The 16,188-nt window shown below is 65.7% G+C and carries 18 protein-coding genes; 14 read left to right on the top strand and 4 right to left on the bottom strand.

Features of this window, described 5'->3' with window-relative positions; translation table 11 throughout:
- Nucleotides 1–113 precede the first annotated feature (113 nt).
- Together N536_RS0127400 and N536_RS0127395 are read left to right on the top strand one after the other, a co-directional pair.
- On the top strand, nucleotides 114–443 hold the full coding sequence (locus N536_RS0127400) for a lipoprotein LpqH (RefSeq protein WP_051574808.1): 330 nt from the start codon (nucleotides 114–116) through the stop codon (nucleotides 441–443).
- 107 nt (nucleotides 444–550) lie between these two features.
- On the top strand, nucleotides 551–742 hold the full coding sequence (locus tag N536_RS0127395; RefSeq protein WP_029116526.1) for a ferredoxin: 192 nt from the start codon (nucleotides 551–553) through the stop codon (nucleotides 740–742).
- Nucleotides 743–761: 19 nt separating this feature from the next.
- Here N536_RS0127395 and N536_RS39655 read toward each other — a convergent pair whose 3' ends face one another.
- Nucleotides 762–1,034, bottom strand: coding sequence for a fibronectin-binding protein (locus tag N536_RS39655; RefSeq protein WP_231514653.1), 273 nt, complete (start codon nucleotides 1,032–1,034; stop codon nucleotides 762–764).
- Nucleotides 1,035–1,176: 142 nt separating this feature from the next.
- On the opposite strand from N536_RS39655, the gene N536_RS0127385 reads away from it, so the two are divergent.
- The 5 genes from N536_RS0127385 to N536_RS0127365 all read left to right on the top strand — a co-directional run bounded on the left by N536_RS0127385 (nucleotide 1,177) and on the right by N536_RS0127365 (nucleotide 5,689).
- A complete protein-coding gene (locus N536_RS0127385; protein WP_231514652.1) occupies nucleotides 1,177–2,178 on the top strand; it encodes an LLM class flavin-dependent oxidoreductase in 1,002 nt (333 codons plus the stop codon).
- 64 nt (nucleotides 2,179–2,242) lie between these two features.
- Nucleotides 2,243–3,064, top strand: a complete 822-nt coding sequence (locus N536_RS0127380) for a hypothetical protein (RefSeq protein WP_029116524.1) — start codon at nucleotides 2,243–2,245, stop codon at nucleotides 3,062–3,064.
- Nucleotides 3,061–3,528: a nuclear transport factor 2 family protein gene (locus N536_RS0127375; protein WP_029116523.1), complete on the top strand. Its 468-nt coding sequence runs from the start codon at nucleotides 3,061–3,063 to the stop codon at nucleotides 3,526–3,528. The genes N536_RS0127380 and N536_RS0127375 overlap by 4 nt, the downstream gene beginning before the upstream one ends.
- Nucleotides 3,529–3,579: 51 nt before the next feature.
- Entirely contained in the window at nucleotides 3,580–4,398 is an 819-nt protein-coding gene (locus N536_RS0127370; RefSeq protein WP_029116522.1) for a mycofactocin-coupled SDR family oxidoreductase, read from the top strand.
- Nucleotides 4,399–4,483: 85 nt separating this feature from the next.
- On the top strand, nucleotides 4,484–5,689 hold the full coding sequence (locus tag N536_RS0127365) for a cytochrome P450 (protein WP_029116521.1): 1,206 nt from the start codon (nucleotides 4,484–4,486) through the stop codon (nucleotides 5,687–5,689).
- 13 nt (nucleotides 5,690–5,702) lie between these two features.
- On the opposite strand, the gene N536_RS0127360 is transcribed toward N536_RS0127365, so the two are convergent.
- The gene (locus tag N536_RS0127360) at nucleotides 5,703–6,797 is read right to left on the bottom strand and encodes a serine hydrolase (protein WP_064751593.1); all 1,095 of its coding nucleotides are present in this window, start codon (nucleotides 6,795–6,797) and stop codon (nucleotides 5,703–5,705) included.
- Nucleotides 6,798–6,846: 49 nt separating this feature from the next.
- On the opposite strand from N536_RS0127360, the gene N536_RS0127355 reads away from it, so the two are divergent.
- The 5 genes from N536_RS0127355 (at nucleotide 6,847) to N536_RS39650 (ending at nucleotide 12,654) form a co-directional block, all read left to right on the top strand.
- On the top strand, nucleotides 6,847–8,097 hold the full coding sequence (locus N536_RS0127355; RefSeq protein WP_081809407.1) for an acyl-CoA dehydrogenase family protein: 1,251 nt from the start codon (nucleotides 6,847–6,849) through the stop codon (nucleotides 8,095–8,097).
- Complete coding sequence (locus N536_RS0127350; RefSeq protein ID WP_029116518.1) at nucleotides 8,087–9,010, top strand: acyl-CoA dehydrogenase family protein; 924 nt, start codon at nucleotides 8,087–8,089, stop codon at nucleotides 9,008–9,010. Before N536_RS0127355 ends, N536_RS0127350 begins: the two co-directional genes overlap by 11 nt.
- Nucleotides 9,007–9,813: an enoyl-CoA hydratase/isomerase family protein gene (locus N536_RS0127345; RefSeq protein WP_029116517.1), complete on the top strand. Its 807-nt coding sequence runs from the start codon at nucleotides 9,007–9,009 to the stop codon at nucleotides 9,811–9,813. Before N536_RS0127350 ends, N536_RS0127345 begins: the two co-directional genes overlap by 4 nt.
- A gap of 85 nt (nucleotides 9,814–9,898) precedes the next feature.
- Complete coding sequence (locus N536_RS0127340) at nucleotides 9,899–11,107, top strand: amidohydrolase family protein (protein WP_029116516.1); 1,209 nt, start codon at nucleotides 9,899–9,901, stop codon at nucleotides 11,105–11,107.
- An 8-nt stretch (nucleotides 11,108–11,115) separates the two neighbouring features.
- Nucleotides 11,116–12,654: a class I adenylate-forming enzyme family protein gene (locus tag N536_RS39650; RefSeq protein WP_036437791.1), complete on the top strand. Its 1,539-nt coding sequence runs from the start codon at nucleotides 11,116–11,118 to the stop codon at nucleotides 12,652–12,654.
- A gap of 5 nt (nucleotides 12,655–12,659) precedes the next feature.
- Here N536_RS39650 and N536_RS0127330 read toward each other — a convergent pair whose 3' ends face one another.
- Nucleotides 12,660–13,463 (bottom strand): enoyl-CoA hydratase/isomerase family protein, encoded by an 804-nt coding sequence (locus N536_RS0127330; RefSeq protein WP_036437788.1) that lies wholly within the window; start codon nucleotides 13,461–13,463, stop codon nucleotides 12,660–12,662.
- Between the two features lie 73 nt (nucleotides 13,464–13,536).
- Entirely contained in the window at nucleotides 13,537–14,172 is a 636-nt protein-coding gene (locus N536_RS40930; protein ID WP_029116514.1) for a TetR/AcrR family transcriptional regulator, read from the bottom strand.
- A gap of 114 nt (nucleotides 14,173–14,286) precedes the next feature.
- On the opposite strand from N536_RS40930, the gene N536_RS0127320 reads away from it, so the two are divergent.
- Both N536_RS0127320 and N536_RS0127315 read left to right on the top strand, forming a co-directional pair.
- Nucleotides 14,287–15,066, top strand: coding sequence for a crotonase/enoyl-CoA hydratase family protein (locus tag N536_RS0127320; protein ID WP_029116513.1), 780 nt, complete (start codon nucleotides 14,287–14,289; stop codon nucleotides 15,064–15,066).
- Nucleotides 15,067–16,188, top strand: a complete 1,122-nt coding sequence (locus N536_RS0127315; RefSeq protein ID WP_029116512.1) for a CaiB/BaiF CoA-transferase family protein — start codon at nucleotides 15,067–15,069, stop codon at nucleotides 16,186–16,188. It begins immediately after the preceding gene.

Raw genomic sequence — 16,188 nt, 5'->3', positions numbered from 1 at the left:
GAGTGCTTGGTGTCGTCGTGGCGTCGATGTCTGGAGGTCTGCTCGCGTGCAGCCTCGCCGCATGTTCGAGCCCGCCGCAGGCGACCCCGGGACCCGGCGTGTTGGGTGCGGGTATGTCGGAAGTAAGCATCGCAGGACAGCCGCTCGTCGCGTCTGAATTGGTCCGCTGTAGCCCCGCTGGTGCGCAGACCACCATCGTGACCGGAAAGGACGGTGAAGGCACGATTGCGACCATCGATAGCACTGGCGGCCTCGCGGCTCGATCCGTTGAGTTGCGCAGTGTCGACGGCTTTACCGGCAGCTACTGGCAAGGGCTCGGCGACGCTCCGACGGTGGTGCAGATCGGCCGTACCTACGAGATCAAGGGTTCGGCGATGGGCTTCGACGCCAAGAATCCCAGCGCACGCATTTCGCAGCGGTACTCGATTCGGGTGGCCTGCTGACCTACTGCCGTGCTGTTGGGTATCGTCGCTGCATACAGTGCAATAAGTTATCGATATAGATCGGGTGTCGGGACGTGGTCTCAGTGACCCGAGTAGGGATTTGACTCATGAAGGTTCGGCTAGACCAATCGAAGTGCGTCGGTCACGCCCAGTGTTACGCCGTCCATCCGGACCTCTTCCCGATCGACGACTCTGGCTACTCGATCCTCGAGGATCACGAGGTGAAGCCAGGCGACGAGCAGGCGACCCGCGACGGCGCGGCGGCGTGCCCGGAGCTCGCGATCACCATCGAGGACTGACTCGACACGTGCTGTTCAGTCAGGGTGATGCTGGTGGCTGGCCGTCGGTGTCCGCGGCGCCCTCGGGAGCTGATGGCATCTGGGGGAGCACGTCGCCGTTGATGGTGGCCGAATCCTGGGTGAGATCGATGTCGTGGTCGAGGTCCGGCGCGACGGGAAGCATGCGACACAGGAAGGCCATCGCGAGCGGGCACGGGTCGTCACCTGGCGCCGCCGCGGCGGGTGTGGCCAGCCCAAGCGCCACTGCCGTCGTTCCGATCGCGATGACGACGGCTCGCTTGGTAGTGCCCACTTGCAGCCTCCAGATCGCAGTTGCTCCGCTGCGCGGAGCTTGTATCGAATCGTATCTACGATTAGCAACGTTACAGTGTAAAATGGTCAAACATCAACGCTTGTCCATGGGAGGCGACCGTGCCCCGACGTCGTGAAACCGCATGACACAGCCGACGAACCAATCCGGAATCGAGGTCGGCGTCTACTTCGACCTGCGCAATCCTGCGCAGTGGGCGCAGAACCCGTCGAGGCTGTACGGCTTCACGCTCGAGATGTGTGAGGAGGCCGAGCGGCTCGGCGCATCGTCCGCGTGGTTCTCCGAGCACCACCTGTTCGACGACGGCTATCTGACCAGTCCGCTCACCATGGCCGCTGCCGCCGCGGCACGCACGCGCCGCATGCGACTCGGCACCGCGATCCTGATCGCCCCACTTCACCACCCGGCCGAGATCGCCGAACAGAGCGTCGTCGTGGACATCCTGTCCGACGGACGGCTGGACCTGGGCCTTGGCACCGGCTATCGGGTCCCAGAATTCGAACTCTTCGACGCCTCGCTCACTGCGCGGTACAAGCAGACCGACGACACGGTGCGGCGCCTGCGTGAGCTGTGGGGTCCGGACGGAGTGCGCCCCCGCCCGGTGCAGGACCCGGTGCCAGTGTGGTTGGGCTACCAGGGGCCGCAGGGCGCGCGGCGGGCGGGCCGGTTGGGGGCACCCCTGCTTTCGGCAAATGCCGGACTGTGGGAGTCGTATGCCGCGGGTTTGACCGAGGCTGGGCATCCTGCGTCGGCCGGCGTCATGGCTGGCGGCATCCAGGGTTGGGTCTCCGACGATCCCGAACGGGACTGGCCCATGGTCAGCGAACACCTTGCGCACCAACTCGATTCGTACCGGCGACACATGGTCGAAGGCACCGAGGCGCCGCCGCCCAAGCCCGTCGACGTGGAGCGGCTGGTGCAGTCGGGCCGCGACGGACCGCTTGGCTCGTTCATGTACGGGACGCCGGAGGTGGTGGCCGAACAGATTCGTGACTACACCGCAGGAGCCCCGGTGCAGACAGTGTTCCTGTGGGCATCGATCGGGGGCATGGCCGAAGCGGACGTGGCTCGCAACGTGCAGACCATTTGCACGCGGCTCGCACCCTTGCTCGCGGGCGACCGCTAGCGTGACGTCTTTACGCGTATATAGTTAGTTCATTAAGGTCATTGCCGACTGCCGGGGAGCGTAGATGGACACCGAGATCTACGGAGTCTGGTCGCAGACCGTCGCCGAATTGATGAGCTACCGGTACCTCGGCTGCCGGTCGGTACTCGGGGACGGCTTCGGGGCGCGCGGTCACATGTCGATACGCAGCGACATGCGCCACGGCGAAGGACTACTGGCTGCTCCCGTGGCGGTCGCCATGTTGGACACCGCGGGCATCGCCGTCGACAGACACTGGCAACTTGCGCTCACGCACGTCAGCGTTCAATTGTGTGGGCCCGCCGTTGGTGTTGTCGCCATCGACGTGCAGGGCTCGCTGACGCGACAGGCGCGTAGCCAGATCTTCACCGAAGCCACCTTCACCGATGCTGCCGACCCGAGTCGACTCATCGGTATCGGCACCGCCGACTGGACCGTGATCACACCTACCGCAAGCGGTTTCGAGTACATCGACCCCGGGCCGGGAGTGGAGGACACGGCCGATCTACCTCCACTGGCCGCCGCGTATGGCGCCGAGGGACGCGCCGACGGCAGCTACGTCATCGAGGCGCTGACCCCGCGGCTGGGCGGCATCGTCCTGCACCACGGGCCGATCATGGTCGCGCTCGAAGCGGCGGCGCTGCAAGCACCTGGTGGTGCGACCCGCGTGGAGAGCTTCGACGTCCGGATCGTCAAGGCGGGCAAGAAGGGTCCGTTCGTCGCGACTGCATCGGTGCGCTCGGACGTGGGCGGCTCGGTGCTCGTCAGTGCGCGAATGCATCAGGACGATGACGAGACCAACGTCGTGGCCACGGCGCTGGTGCGTCTGACTCGTCAGCAGCTCGAACGGACCGAAGGAGCATCGTGATCCTCACCCAACCCGACCCGCAGCAAGTCGCCGACATCATCGCGATCAACCACCTTGCCGCCTCGTACTCGGAGGCCATGTGCCGCTTCGCCGTCGAGGAAGCCGTCGAGGCCTATGCCGAGAACGGGGTGCTGTCCACCCCGACCACCGAGGACGCGGTCGGCCGAGCCGCCATCGCCGAGACCATCGGGCGCACGGTCTCGAGCCTGGATTTCGTCTTCCAGACGCTGCACCAGGGCCTCGTCGAGGTCGACGGCGACACTGCGACCACGCACTTCACCATCACGGAATGGGCCAGGCGCAGCAAGGACGGACGCGGGATCCTGTTCCTGGGCGTCTACCGCGACGACGTCATCCGCACGGAGGCCGGATGGCGGTTTGCGCGGCGGCGGCTGCTGCCTCGAATGATGGGCCGCCCGGACTTCTTGAACGGTCAGTTGCACGACATCGCGCTGGCCACCTGACATCAGTCGACGGTCCACCTATCGTTCGAACATGAAAGGGCAGTAGCAGCAATGGGATTACTCGACGGCAAGGTTGCGTTCGTCACGGGTGCCGCACGTGGACAGGGCCGAAGTCACGCTCAGCGGCTCGCCCTGGAGGGGGCGTCGATCATCGCCGTCGATGTGGCTGCGCGCGTCTCGGACTACGAGGGCTATCCACCTGCGAGTGAGGCGGACCTCGACGAGACGGTACGACTCGTCGAGCAAGGCGGTGGACGAATCCATGCGACGACTGCCGACGTCCGCGACTCGGAGGCACTCGACAAGGTCCTCGCGCATGGCGTTGGCGAGTTCGGCGGTCGGTTGGACGTCGTCGTGGCCAACGCGGGCATCGTGAGTTGGGGACGCTTCTGGGAAATGTCCGACGACCAGTGGAGCACGCTGATCGACGTCAACCTCACCGGTGTCTGGCGGACATTGAAGGCCGCGGTGCCTCACATGCTGGCGGCGGGCAACGGCGGATCGATCGTCACCATCAGTTCGGTTTCCGGAATCAAGTCGCTCCCCGGGCAGGCGCACTACAGCGCAGCCAAGCATGGTGTCGTGGGGCTGACCAAGACCGCCGCCATCGAACTCGGTGAGTACGGCATCAGGGTCAATTCCATTCATCCATGGGGTGTGCTCACGCCCATGGCCGCCGAGGACGCCAAAATGGTCGAATTGCTCTCGGCGCACCCCAATTACGGCACATCGTTCGCCAGCCTGTTGCCCACCATCCCGATCGCAGAGCCGGGGGACATCTCCGACGCCGTCGTCTACTTGGCGTCGGACTTGTCCAGGGCGGTGACCGGTACCCAGCTGACAGTGGACATGGGCGCGACCAAGGTGTGATCTACAGATTCGCTCGCCCCCGGCACTGTGATATTCGTCAAGGTAGATGTACGGTGTAAAGTAAGTCACACATTTTGGAGGACGCATGCAAGAGGGTGAACGGTTCGACCCCCGGATTTCGCAGTTCACGCAGTCCGTGGCGGACATGGCCACGCCGCAGACCGTGTACTACGAAAAGGCTGCCAATGTGCGCGCCGAGCGCATCGAGGGCGTCGTGCACCTCTACCGTCAGGCCGACATCGTCGCCATCAATCGACATCCCGCGGTATTGGGCACCGGTGGTCGTGGCGGTAGCTTCGGCAACGATGGCGCGTTGATTCCGCTCGAGATCGACGGTAGCGATCATCGGAAGTGGCGGCGTCTGCTCGACCCGCTGTTCGCGCCCAAGCAGGTTGCGCGCCTGGAGGATTCGGTCCGTCAGCTCGCGCGTGAACTGATCGACGAGTTCGCCGACAAGGGCAAGGTCGACCTCGCCGAGAGCTTCTGCGTTCCCCTGCCTTGTCTGACGTTTCTACGGCTGCTCGGTGCGCCGGTCGAGGATCTCGACTTCTTCTTGGAGTTCAAGGACGGCGTCATACACCCCAAGGGCGACTCGCTCGACGAGATGAATGCCAACATGGCCGTCGCGGGCGCAAAGTTGCTCACCTACTTCAACGACTTCCTCGCCAAGCGGAGGGCGGCTCCCGACGTCGACGACATCATCGGCTCGCTGCTGACGGCCGAGGTCGAGGGAGCGCCGCTGACCGACCTGGAGTTGCTGAACATTCTGTTCCTCTTCATGTTCGCCGGACTGGACACCGTCACGTCGTCCCTGTCGTGCACCCTCGCCTGGTTGGCGCAGCACCCCGAGGAGCGTCAGCGGCTCGTCGAGGATCCGTCATTGATTCCCGCGGCCGTCGAGGAGATCATGCGCTTCGAGTCACCGGTGCCGTCGGGCATGCGATATGCCGAGGACGAGATCGACCTTGGCGACGGCCTCGTCATCCAGAAGGGCGAAGCCATGCACCCGATCTGGGCAGCGGGCAACGTCGACCCCAACGCCTACCCGGATCCCCTGACCGTCGACTTCTCCCGTCGCCCCAACCACATCGTGTTCGCCAGTGGCACACACCGTTGCCTTGGTTCGCACCTGGCGCGGCTCGAGATGCGGCTGGCCATCGAAGAGGTGTTGGCGCGCATTCCGAACTTCGCGGTCGCGGCCGACGAGCAGTTGGTCTACGACAACGTCGCGGTACGCAACGTCACCTACTTGCCCATCGTGTTCGAACCGTCGGTCGCAGCGACCGTGTGAGTTCGCCCGTCGTTCAGACGATGTCGCCGGCCAAGTCGAGCACCACGGTCGACAGGTTCTTGCCCCAGCGGTCGAAGGCGTAGCCCGTAGCCGGATAGCCGTTGGTCAGGAAGGCGAAGCTGAGGCCGGTGGTCGGGTCGCAGAAGGACTGCTGCAGCGGTGCGCCGCCGTGTCCGAAGGTCTGCGGCGAACCGGTGGCCGGCATCCAACCGTCCTGCCAGGACTCGCCGCGGATGGTCACGAACAGCCCGATGGAGATCGGGTAGTCGGTGCCACCGTGGACGGCGGGGCCGTGTACCGGCTCTGTGACGTACACCCGGCTGCCCTCGGCGACAGCACGTTTCGACCATACGTCGGAGTGCAACATGCCTTGATAGTGCATTGCCACGTCGGCCGCCGTCGCCACCACGCTGTGCGAAGGTTCGCCCCTGGCCAGCACTTCCGCCGGATCCAGGTACCACGGGCCCCAGGGATCCAACTCGTCGGATGCATCGCCCAACAGCACCATTGGAGCCACGTCGGCCTGTTCCTCGATCGGAACCGCGAGCTGGGCGGAGAGGCCCAGCGGGCCGGCGATGTGCTTGGCGAGATAGTCCGGAAGGGCCAACCCCGTGAGCGCTTCGATGACCTCCCAGATCACCCATCCCGACGACGTCAACGAGAACTGAAGGTGGCCGCGGCTTTCGGGGTCGGGCTGCCAGCGCGACATGGCGTCGAGTCGCGATTGGCGCGTCGCCATGCGCTTGGCGCCCAAGGGTGCGTAGGCGAGTCCGGCCCTGTGGGTGGCGATGTCCTCCAACGTGACGCCCTCGCAGAAGCCGGGAATCCACGTGGACACCGGCGCGGTGATGTCGACGCCGTGCTCGTCGATCACCTTCCACAGTGCGCCCGCTACGAAGGGCCGGCTCGCCGACTGCAGCCGGTACCGAGTCGTATCGTCGGCGTCGCCGAAGGTGTGGAAGGCCACGAGTCGTCCGCCGTGGCCAACTGCTACCTGCGCGCTGGGGAGGCGGCCCTCCGACACTTCGAGCGCAATACGCTCGACGAGCGTGGCCACCTTCGCCTCGTTCACCACTCTGGCCTCCCGTTCGCCATACATCAGAATCATATAACCATATGCCTTCCAGCGTCCGGCATTCCGTGGCAGTCTCCTATACATGTATAGTTCGGTATCGGACGTCGAGGAGGTCGAAGATGACACCGGAGCCGCACCTTGGAGCGCAGACGTGACCGCCGTCGCCGATACCGATCAGATCCTCGACGACTTCGAGGCGGCCCTGCGGGATTCTGCGGACGAATTGGCACCCCTACGGGTACCGGCCACCGACATGGCCGGTCAACTCGGACATTCCCGGCGCATGATGAATTGGCTGCACGACGGCGGTTGGCTGCGTTGGGGATGGCCGGAAGCCGTTGGCGGTTTTGGTGGTTCAGCACTCATTCGCGCTCAACTGCTCGAACGGCTGGCCCTGGCGGGTTACGACATCCCAGAACACCTGCTGGTGCTGGAGGTGGTTGGCCCCGCGGTGGTCAAGCACGCTCCGCAGCTCGCCGCGGAACGGCTTCCAGCGGCGCTGCGCGGCAACGAACTGTGGTCCCAGGGGTTCTCTGAACCCGAGGCGGGCAGCGACCTGGCCGCGTTGCGCACCAAGGCCGTCGAACAGGACGATGGCACCTACCTGATCAACGGTCAGAAGATCTGGACGTCGTACGGCGCATTCGCCGATCGCATCGTGCTGCTCGCACGCAGCGGGGCAGTGAGTGATCGACATCGAGGCCTGGTCATGCTGCTGGTCGACCTCGACGCGGCCGGCGTGGAACGGCGGCCCATCGCACTGGCCAGTGGCCGCGAGGAACTCGCTGAAGTCTTCTTCACCGACGTCGTCGTCGACGCCGAGCGCGTGATCGGAACCGATGGGGGCGGTTGGGCGGTCGCCATGGATCTCCTGCAGTACGAACGCGGAACGTACGCATGGATGCGGATGGCAACTGCGACGGCGTATCTGCAACAGCTCCTCCGTGCCCTGAATTGCACTCCCACCGCGCTGGATTCGCGCAGTGCTGCCATCGTCGGGCGGGCGTATTTGAACCTGGCCGCATTGCGCGCCCGCACCGCGGACACGCTGGGCAAGCTCGCGTCGAACGTGACGGTGGGATCGGAGACCAGCGTGGACAAGCTGCTGCTGTCGACGGCGGAGCAGGACGTCCTGGACGCCGCGATGTCGCTGCTTGGTTCCGACGTGCTGATCTCGGATGACGAGAGCGCGGCCGCCTGGCGCGACCGATGGTGGTACTCGCGGGCCGCCTCCATCTACGGCGGCGCACGCGAAGTCCAATACAGCATCGTCGCCGACCGAATCCTGCATCTTCCCAGGGAGAATGCGAGTAGGACGCCACATGGACAGTGAGACACGCGACCTGCTGAAGGGCTCCATCCGCGACCTCTTCGAGGCCCGGGACGGCGACATCGTCAGCGGTCTGGACGAGCTCGGCTGGAGTGACGTCGTCGCCGATGACCCCGCGGCCGCCCTCGACTTGTTGTTCACCGAGCAAGGAGCGATCGGGCGGTCCTCGTCGGCGTTGGACATGGTGGCCTTCGCCGAACTGGCGGACGGCACCAGAGCTCGGGTCGTCCACCCTGTGAACGGGGTTGCGTCCGCACGCATCGTCGGCAACGTGGTCCAGATCGACGGCGTGGTCCTGGGGGAGGTCGACCAACCGGTCGTAGTTGCGACGCTCGAGCAAGCCTTCGTCGTCGACGTCCCGGATTCGGCCGTGACCGCGGTCGGAGGGTTCGATTCCGGCTCAGGGCTACGGCGGGTTCGGCTCGCTGTCGAGCGTGCCGCGGCGCTCCAGGTGGAGGTGGACTGGGCTGACGTCACCGCCGCCGCCCAGCGGGCGCTGTGCTCCGAACTGGTGGGAAACGGGACTGCAATGCTGCGTTTGGCGGCCGACCAAATCACCCACCGGATCCAATTCGGTCGCCCCATCGGCGCGAATCAAAGTCCCCGGCATCGGCTGGCCGAGAGCTACGCGTTGGTGCGCGGGGCCGCTGAGCTGACCCGCGTGGCGTGGCGCACCGGCAGCGCGTGGGATGCGCGGACGGCCAAGGCGTACGCCGGGTGCGCGGTCGAGACGACGAGCCGGGCCTGCCTGCAAGTGTGCGGCGCGATCGGGCTGACCACCGAACACGCGCTGCCCGGCTACGTCAAACGCAGCCGCGTGCTGGATGCCCTGTACGGCGGTTGGGCGGCATCGACGACAGACATCGGAGGCGAACTCCTCGCCGCGGGATCGGTACCTTCGGCGGCCAGGCTATGAACAGCTCGGCGCCTCACGCCGAGTTCTCCACGCCGGGGGACGGCGTCGCGGTGGTCACGCTCAATCGCCCCGACCGGCTCGGCGCCTACACGCCCCAGATGTGTACCGAGCTCCTCGACGCCATTCGGCAGATTCGGCTCGACGACGACATCCGCGTCATGGTGTTGACCGGCAAGGGGCGCGGCTTCTGCACGGGCGGCGACGTATCGCCCGATGCGGGATTCGCCGAGGCGCTCGGACACCAGCTGGGACGGGCCCGTGAATTGCGGGAGGACGCACATGCCGTCATCACGGCCTTGCATCAGCTCGACAAGCCGGTGATCTGCGCCGTCAATGGCATCGCCGTCAACGGTGGGCTTGCCTTCGCGCTCGCGTGTGACGTCCGAATCGTGGCCGCCAGCGCGCGGATGGGCGATACCAGTGCGCGAGCCGGACTGCTCCCGGACGAGGGTGGCGCATGGCTGTTCCCGCGAGCCATGGGATACGACAAGGCCTTTCGCATGGTCGCGCTGTCGGAGCTCTACGATGCCGCCGAGGCGCTCCGGCTGGGCTTGGCGACCGAAGTCGTCGACGACGACGCGCTAGGGCAGCGCACTCAGGAGCTGGCGAGCCGGTTCGCCTCCGCGGCGCCGTTGGCCTTGCGGGCAGTGAAGTTCATGATGCGAAGGGCGCTCGAGAACACACTGGCGACGTCGCTCGGCGACGCCCAACAGGCGGTGCTATGGGTGGGATCCACCGCCGATGCGCAAGAGGGCAAGGCGGCGTTCCTCGAGCGCCGTCCGCCGATGTTCACGGGGAAGTAGTCAGTCGCGCCCTTCGGCGCGCTCTTTTACGGTGTCAGCTTTACATGTATAGTTCCGAGCGAGCCCAGGCGAGAGGACATCACCCATGGCAATCATCGAGGGCACTGTCGGGAAACTTCCGTACCTACTCACCGACTTCGACCAGCACTCCTACGAGGCGGAGGACTGCTTCTCGCGGTTCATGCCAAAGGCGAAGCTGGACACCGCGGTTCGCACCATTGTTGCGCCAAGCGGACGGAAGGTGTTGCTCGCAAACGACCGGATCGTCACCGCGTTGGAGAACGACATGGATCAGGCGTACGTGCCGGGATCCCTCGTGGAAATGCTGAAGCAGCGGGCCTCCGGTGAGGCGACCGATGCCGACCGCTTCTACGAACCGATGCAGACCGAATACCGCGACAAGGACGCGCGCCTGAAGCAACTCGACGAGCAACAAATCGAGCGGACGATCATGTATCCCGGCGGCTGGGCGCTGATGGCCGAACAGTTCCTCACCGGCATCGACCCGCTCTACGACAACATCGAATCCTTCAACAAGTGGATCAACGAAGACTGGGGCTTCGCGCACCAAAACCGCATCTACGCTCCCGCGATGCTGTCCTTCCGCGACCTCGATCGTGCCGTCGAAGAGCTCGACCGAGTCCTCGATGCGGGCGCTCGTTTCATCGTGTTGCCTGCGGGGCCGGCCTACGGAAGGTCGCCCGGCGACCCGTACTTCGACCCGATCTGGTCCCGGATCAACGAGGCCCGCGCCGTGGTGTGCTTCCACATTGCCGAGTTCCACTATCAGGAACACGTTGCATCGCACTGGGGCTGGGAAGTGAAGCCGCCGTTCCAGTTCTCGGCGTGGCAGTGGCAGAACACCTACGGCGAACGCCCGATCACCGATACGTTGTCGGCCCTGATCTTCGACAACGTCTTCGGTCGGTATCCCAACATCAAGGTCCTCGTCAGCGAGTTCGGCGCCGAGTGGGTGCCACATTTCATTCGCCACATGGACAAGAGTCGCGGAATGGCCCGCGGCGGGCCGTGGTTGGGCGGACAGCTCACGGAGCGGCCCAGCACCATCTTCAAGAAGCACGTCCGCGTGGTGCCGTATCCCGAGGACGACACCGTCGGCCTCATCGAGAGACTCGATTCCACCGAAACGCTTCTGATGGGATCGGACTGGCCGCATGCGGAGGGGCTGCGTGAACCAGCTGACTTCTGGAACCGGGTCGACGGTCTCGACGACACGGTCAAACGTGCCTTCCTCCGCGAGAACGGCATCAAGCTGGCTGAGGGCTTGAACTGAGCGCTGAGGTGACGACGTTGCTCGACGTCTTTCGGCAACGGGTCGCCGACGCACCCGAGCGGCCGGCGCTCGCCTACTTCGACGCGGTCTCGACGTATCGCGAACTCGACATCGAGAGCGACGCGTTGGCGGTTGCGTTGGCGGAAGGCGGCTTCGATGCCGGTCAGCGGGCGGCGCTGTACATGCAGAACATGCCCCAGTACGTCATCTCGCTGCTGGCCATCTGGAAGCTCGGTGGCATCGCGGTGCCGGTCAATCCCATGCTCACACCCGGCGAGGTCGCCAAGTTGTGCGACGACGCCACGCCTGAGGTACTGATCGCGCTCGACGAACTGCACACGACACAGTTGGCAGAAGCCCTCGGCGGAACGTCGATCGAGCGGGTGATCACCACCAGCGCCCTCGACGGCGCGGCCGCCCACGACACCGACGAGCTGCGCGGGCTGATCGGCGGTCACGCGGGTGAGCGTCCGCCGCACCTGGCTCCGGCACCCGACGACGTCGCCGTCATCACGTACACGTCGGGAACTACGGGAAAGCCCAAGGGCGCCCCCAACACGCACGCCAACATCGCGGTGGGCGGCCGCTCCTACTGCCAGTGGTTCGGGCTCGGTGCCGGTGATTCGGTGCTCGGAATCGCGCCGCTGTTCCACGTGACCGGACTGAGCGGGCACATTGCCACCGCGATCACCGCGGGAGCGCCGTTGGTGCTCTGCAATCGATTCCGTCCGGACGTGGTGGTGGACGCGGTGCGTCGGCACCGCCCGACGTTCACAGTCGGCGCGCTGACCGCCTTCATCGCGCTACTCGAATCGGGCGCCACGCGTGCGGATTTGGCGAGCCTCACCACGGTCGCCTGCGGCGGTGCGCCGGTGGCCTCGGGCGTGCTCGAGCGCTTCCGGGAACGCTTCGGCACCTACTTGCACAACGTCTATGGGATGACGGAGACGACGTCCCCGGTGCTCGGCGTTCCGTTGGGCGGCCATGCTCCGGTGGATCCGCAGACCGGGGCGCTGTCGGTCGGCAAGCCGATGTTCGGCGCCGATGTCGTTGTGCTTGACGGCGACGGGGCGCCGTTGCCAGCCGGTCAGCTCGGCGAGCTTGCTGTGTCGGGGGCGCAGGTCGTGCCCGGCTACTGGTGTCAGCCCGAACAGACCGCGGCCGCCTTCCGGGACGGGCGCCTGCTGACCGGTGACGTCGGCTATGTGGACGACGACGGTTGGTTCTATTTGGTGGACCGCAAGAAGGACATGATCGTGGCCAGTGGCTACAAGGTGTGGCCGCGGGAGGTGGAAGACGTGCTCTACACCCATGAAGCCGTGCGCGAGGCCGCCGTCGTCGGGCAGCCCGACGCATATCGCGGGGAGACGGTGAAGGCCTTCGTCTCGCTGCGCGATGGCTACGCCGTCGACGCGGAGACGTTGATCGCCTTCTGCCGGGAGCGCATGGCGGCGTACAAGTACCCGCGCACCATCGAATTCGTCGATGACATTCCCAAGACCGCGACCGGCAAGGTCATGCGGCGGGCATTGCGACCGCGCACATAGTCGGATCACCGACTCCGGTTGGCGGCCTTGGCTCGTGCGGCGGCGACCGCGTCCCTGTGTTCGTCGGAGCTCATGCTGGTGAGCTCGCCGGACAGTCCGCCGGCGAACGCATGGTCCAGTTGCACCTCGAGATAGGAATTCAACGCGCGCTTGGTGTCTTGCAGCGCCGCGGCGGGGACCTGCGTCAACTTTCTGGCGAGTTCGAGTGCCTCGTCGAGCAGTGTCGCGGGTGCCACGGTGCGGCTCGCCAGGCCCATTCGGACCGCGTCCTCGGCTGGAACGCGAGCGCCGAGGAACAGGTACTCCTTCGCGCGCGACAAACCAATGAGGGCAGGCCACGTCATCCCTCCATCGCCGGGCACCAGCCCCATGCGCAGGTGTGGATCCGCCAGGAAGCTGCCTTCCGCCATGAGCACGATGTCGCAGAGCAACGCCAGACTGCAGCCCAGCCCGACGGCGGGCCCGTTCACTGCGGCGATCACCGGAAGCCGGCACCGGACCATGCCCTCGATGATGGCGCGACCCTCGGCCATCGTCGCCGCGCGCATCGCCTCGTCGTCGATGTTCTCCTGCATGTAGTCGAAGTCGCCACCGGCGCTGAATGCCTTCCCGCTGCCGGTGAGAACGACTGCACGCGCGTCGTCGTCCCGGTCGAGTTGAGCCCACAATCCGGCAAGTGCCTGGTGCATGGGGCGATTGGCGCCGTTCAGGTCGCCCGGACGATTCAGGGTCACCAGGCGCACCGGACCGTCGGCCTGCACCACGAGTTCGTCTGGTAGTCCGTAGTCCACCGGGTCGAAGCTGGCCATGAGGTCCTCCTACGGGCATCCGAGCCGGCGCCGCCGACGATTGCTTTACGTGTATACCAGGTCCGTCGCGTGCTCAGCGACGCCGCTTCGACGAGGGCTCCCGACCTTTGGCGGAACGGTCGTATTGATCGAGTAGCGCTGACATCGCTTGCTCGAACGATGCCTTGCTGTGAAGGGCTTTCATGTACATCGCGAGCTCCTCGTCGTCTGAAAGACGGGAGTGCACCTCGAAGTTGGCGCCGGTTTCGATCAGTAGCCTGCCGACGCTGAGCTGATGCAGACCGGCGTAGGCGACGTTGGCCTCTGCTCTGCTCAATCCCGCGCGCTCGAACTGCCGCAGGCAGAACGTGAGTATCCGACGAGCGTTGGGAAGCAGCTTGTGCGTCAACAGGACCGACGTCATTCCGGGCACGCTCAGCAATGCCTCGTGCGCGGCGAACGCCGTCGTGGTGAGAAGCTCACGCCAATCGCCGGATTCGGGGTCCGGCAGTTCGATGCCTCCGAGAATGTCGTCACCCACCAGGCGGATGATCTCGTCCTTGTCCTCGACGTGGTGATAGAGGGCCATTGCCGAAACCCCGAGCTTGGCGGCGACGCTGCGCATCGTGAGCGCCTCGAGCCCCTCCGCCCTGATCAGGTCGGCAGCGACCGAGGCGATCAGCGCGCGGGTAAGCGGAGTCCGCTCGACTACGTTTCGTCGCTTGACCACTGTCTCTCCGGCTGTCCTCGATCGTGTTCCGACGCTAACCATACGCGTATAGGCAGCCGGCACCGCCGCGTGGACGACATTTGACAATCCGACATATAATTATAATGTTAAGCCGTGAGTGAAGACATCAACGGCAACGACCCGGTGCTCGTCGAACAACGGGACCGAATTCTGATCGTCACCATCAACCGGCCCCGTGCGAAGAATGCCATCGACGCCGCCGTGAGCCAGGGCCTCGCCGATGCCATGGACCGGCTCGACGGGGACCCCTCCCTCTCGGTTGGCATCATCACCGGCGCAGGCGGAACCTTCTGTGCTGGGATGGATCTCAAGGCCTTCGCGCGCGGGGAGAACGTCGCCGTCGAAGGCCGCGGGCTGGGCTTCACCGAGCGTCCTCCTTCGAAGCCGCTGATCGCCGCGGTCGAGGGGTATGCGCTCGCGGGCGGCACCGAGGTCGCCCTGGCCACCGACCTCATCGTCGCCGCAGAGGATTCTGCGTTTGGCATTCCGGAGGTCAAGCGCGGGCTGGTCGCCGGTGGTGGAGGATTGTTTCGCCTCCCGCTGCGGATTCCCTCCGCGATCGCGATGCAGCTCGCACTGACGGGGGAGAACCTCCCCGCTCCTCGGGCGCACGAGTTGGGCATGGTCAACGTGCTGACCCAGCCCGGCGGCGCACTCGAAGGCGCGATTGCGTTGGCGGAGCAGATCACCGCCAATGGACCGCTGGCCGTTGCGGCCACCAAGCGGGTCATGATCGAGTCGCGCGAATGGCCGGCAGAGGAACGGTGGACTCGGCAGTTCGAAATCATCGGACCGGTGTTTGCGTCCAAGGACGCCAGGGAGGGGGCCGTCGCCTTCGCCGAGAAGCGAGCACCCGAGTGGACGAACAGCTAAATGGGTGGACCACTCGAGGGTTTACGTGTCGTCGAGTTGGCGGGCATCGGGCCGGGACCACACGCCGCGATGATCCTCGGGGATTTGGGTGCGGACGTGGTGCGCGTCGAGCGGCCTCGCAGCGCCGGCGGATTCGCCCAGGGCAGGGATTCCATGTTGCGCAACCGACGTTCGGTGGCCGCCGATCTGAAGAGCGACGAGGGTCGCGAGTTGGTACTGGCGCTTGTCGCCAAGGCCGATGTCTTGATCGAGGGCTTCCGGCCCGGGGTCACCGAGCGCCTTGGCTTGGGTCCGCAGGTATGCGCGAAGGTCAACGAGCGCTTGGTCTATGGGCGCATGACCGGGTGGGGTCAGACGGGACCGCGCGCACAGCAGGCCGGCCATGACATCAACTACATCTCGCTCAACGGGCTGCTGCACGCCGTCGGGCGCAAGGGCGAGCGGCCGGTGCCGCCGCTGAACTTGGCCGGTGACTTCGGCGGCGGGTCGATGTTCCTGCTCGTCGGCATTCTCGCGGCGCTGTGGGAGCGGCAGACTTCGGGCAAGGGCCAGGTGATCGACGCGGCGATGGTCGACGGGTCGTCGGTGCTCATCCAGATGATGTGGAGCATGCGGAGTTTGGGGGTGTGGAGCGACGTGCGGGGTACCAACATGCTCGACACCGGGGCGCCGTACTACGACACCTATGAGACCGCCGACGGGCGTTACGTCGCGGTCGGCGCCATCGAGCCACAGTTCTACGCGCAGCTGCTGGCCGGTCTCGAACTCGACCCCGCCGCGCTGCCCGGCCAGAACGACGTCGGCCGCTGGGACGAGTTGCGGGCCGCTTTCACCGCGGCATTCGCCGCCCACGACCGCGACCACTGGGCCAAGGTGTTCGACGGCACCATGGGGGCGAGCGAAGCGACGGGACTAGGTGATGCCTGCGTGACCCCGGTGCTGAGCTTCGCCGAGGTGGAGACCGAGCCGCACATCACCGAACGCGGCACGTTCTTTCAAGATGGCGACAACCTCGAGCCCATGCCGGCCCCACGGTTCTCCCGCAGCCAGCCACCCATCCCTACACCGCCTCCGACGGAACCAATGGATGCAGGCACCTTACTGAGCGAGTGGAGCCAGTGA

It is taken from the genome of Mycobacterium sp. URHB0044 (assembly GCF_000620625.1).
In the GTDB taxonomy this organism is placed as follows: domain Bacteria; phylum Actinomycetota; class Actinomycetes; order Mycobacteriales; family Mycobacteriaceae; genus Mycobacterium.
The sequence above is the reverse complement of the archived record's forward strand: the minus strand, read 5'-3'. Positions and strand labels throughout refer to the sequence as shown.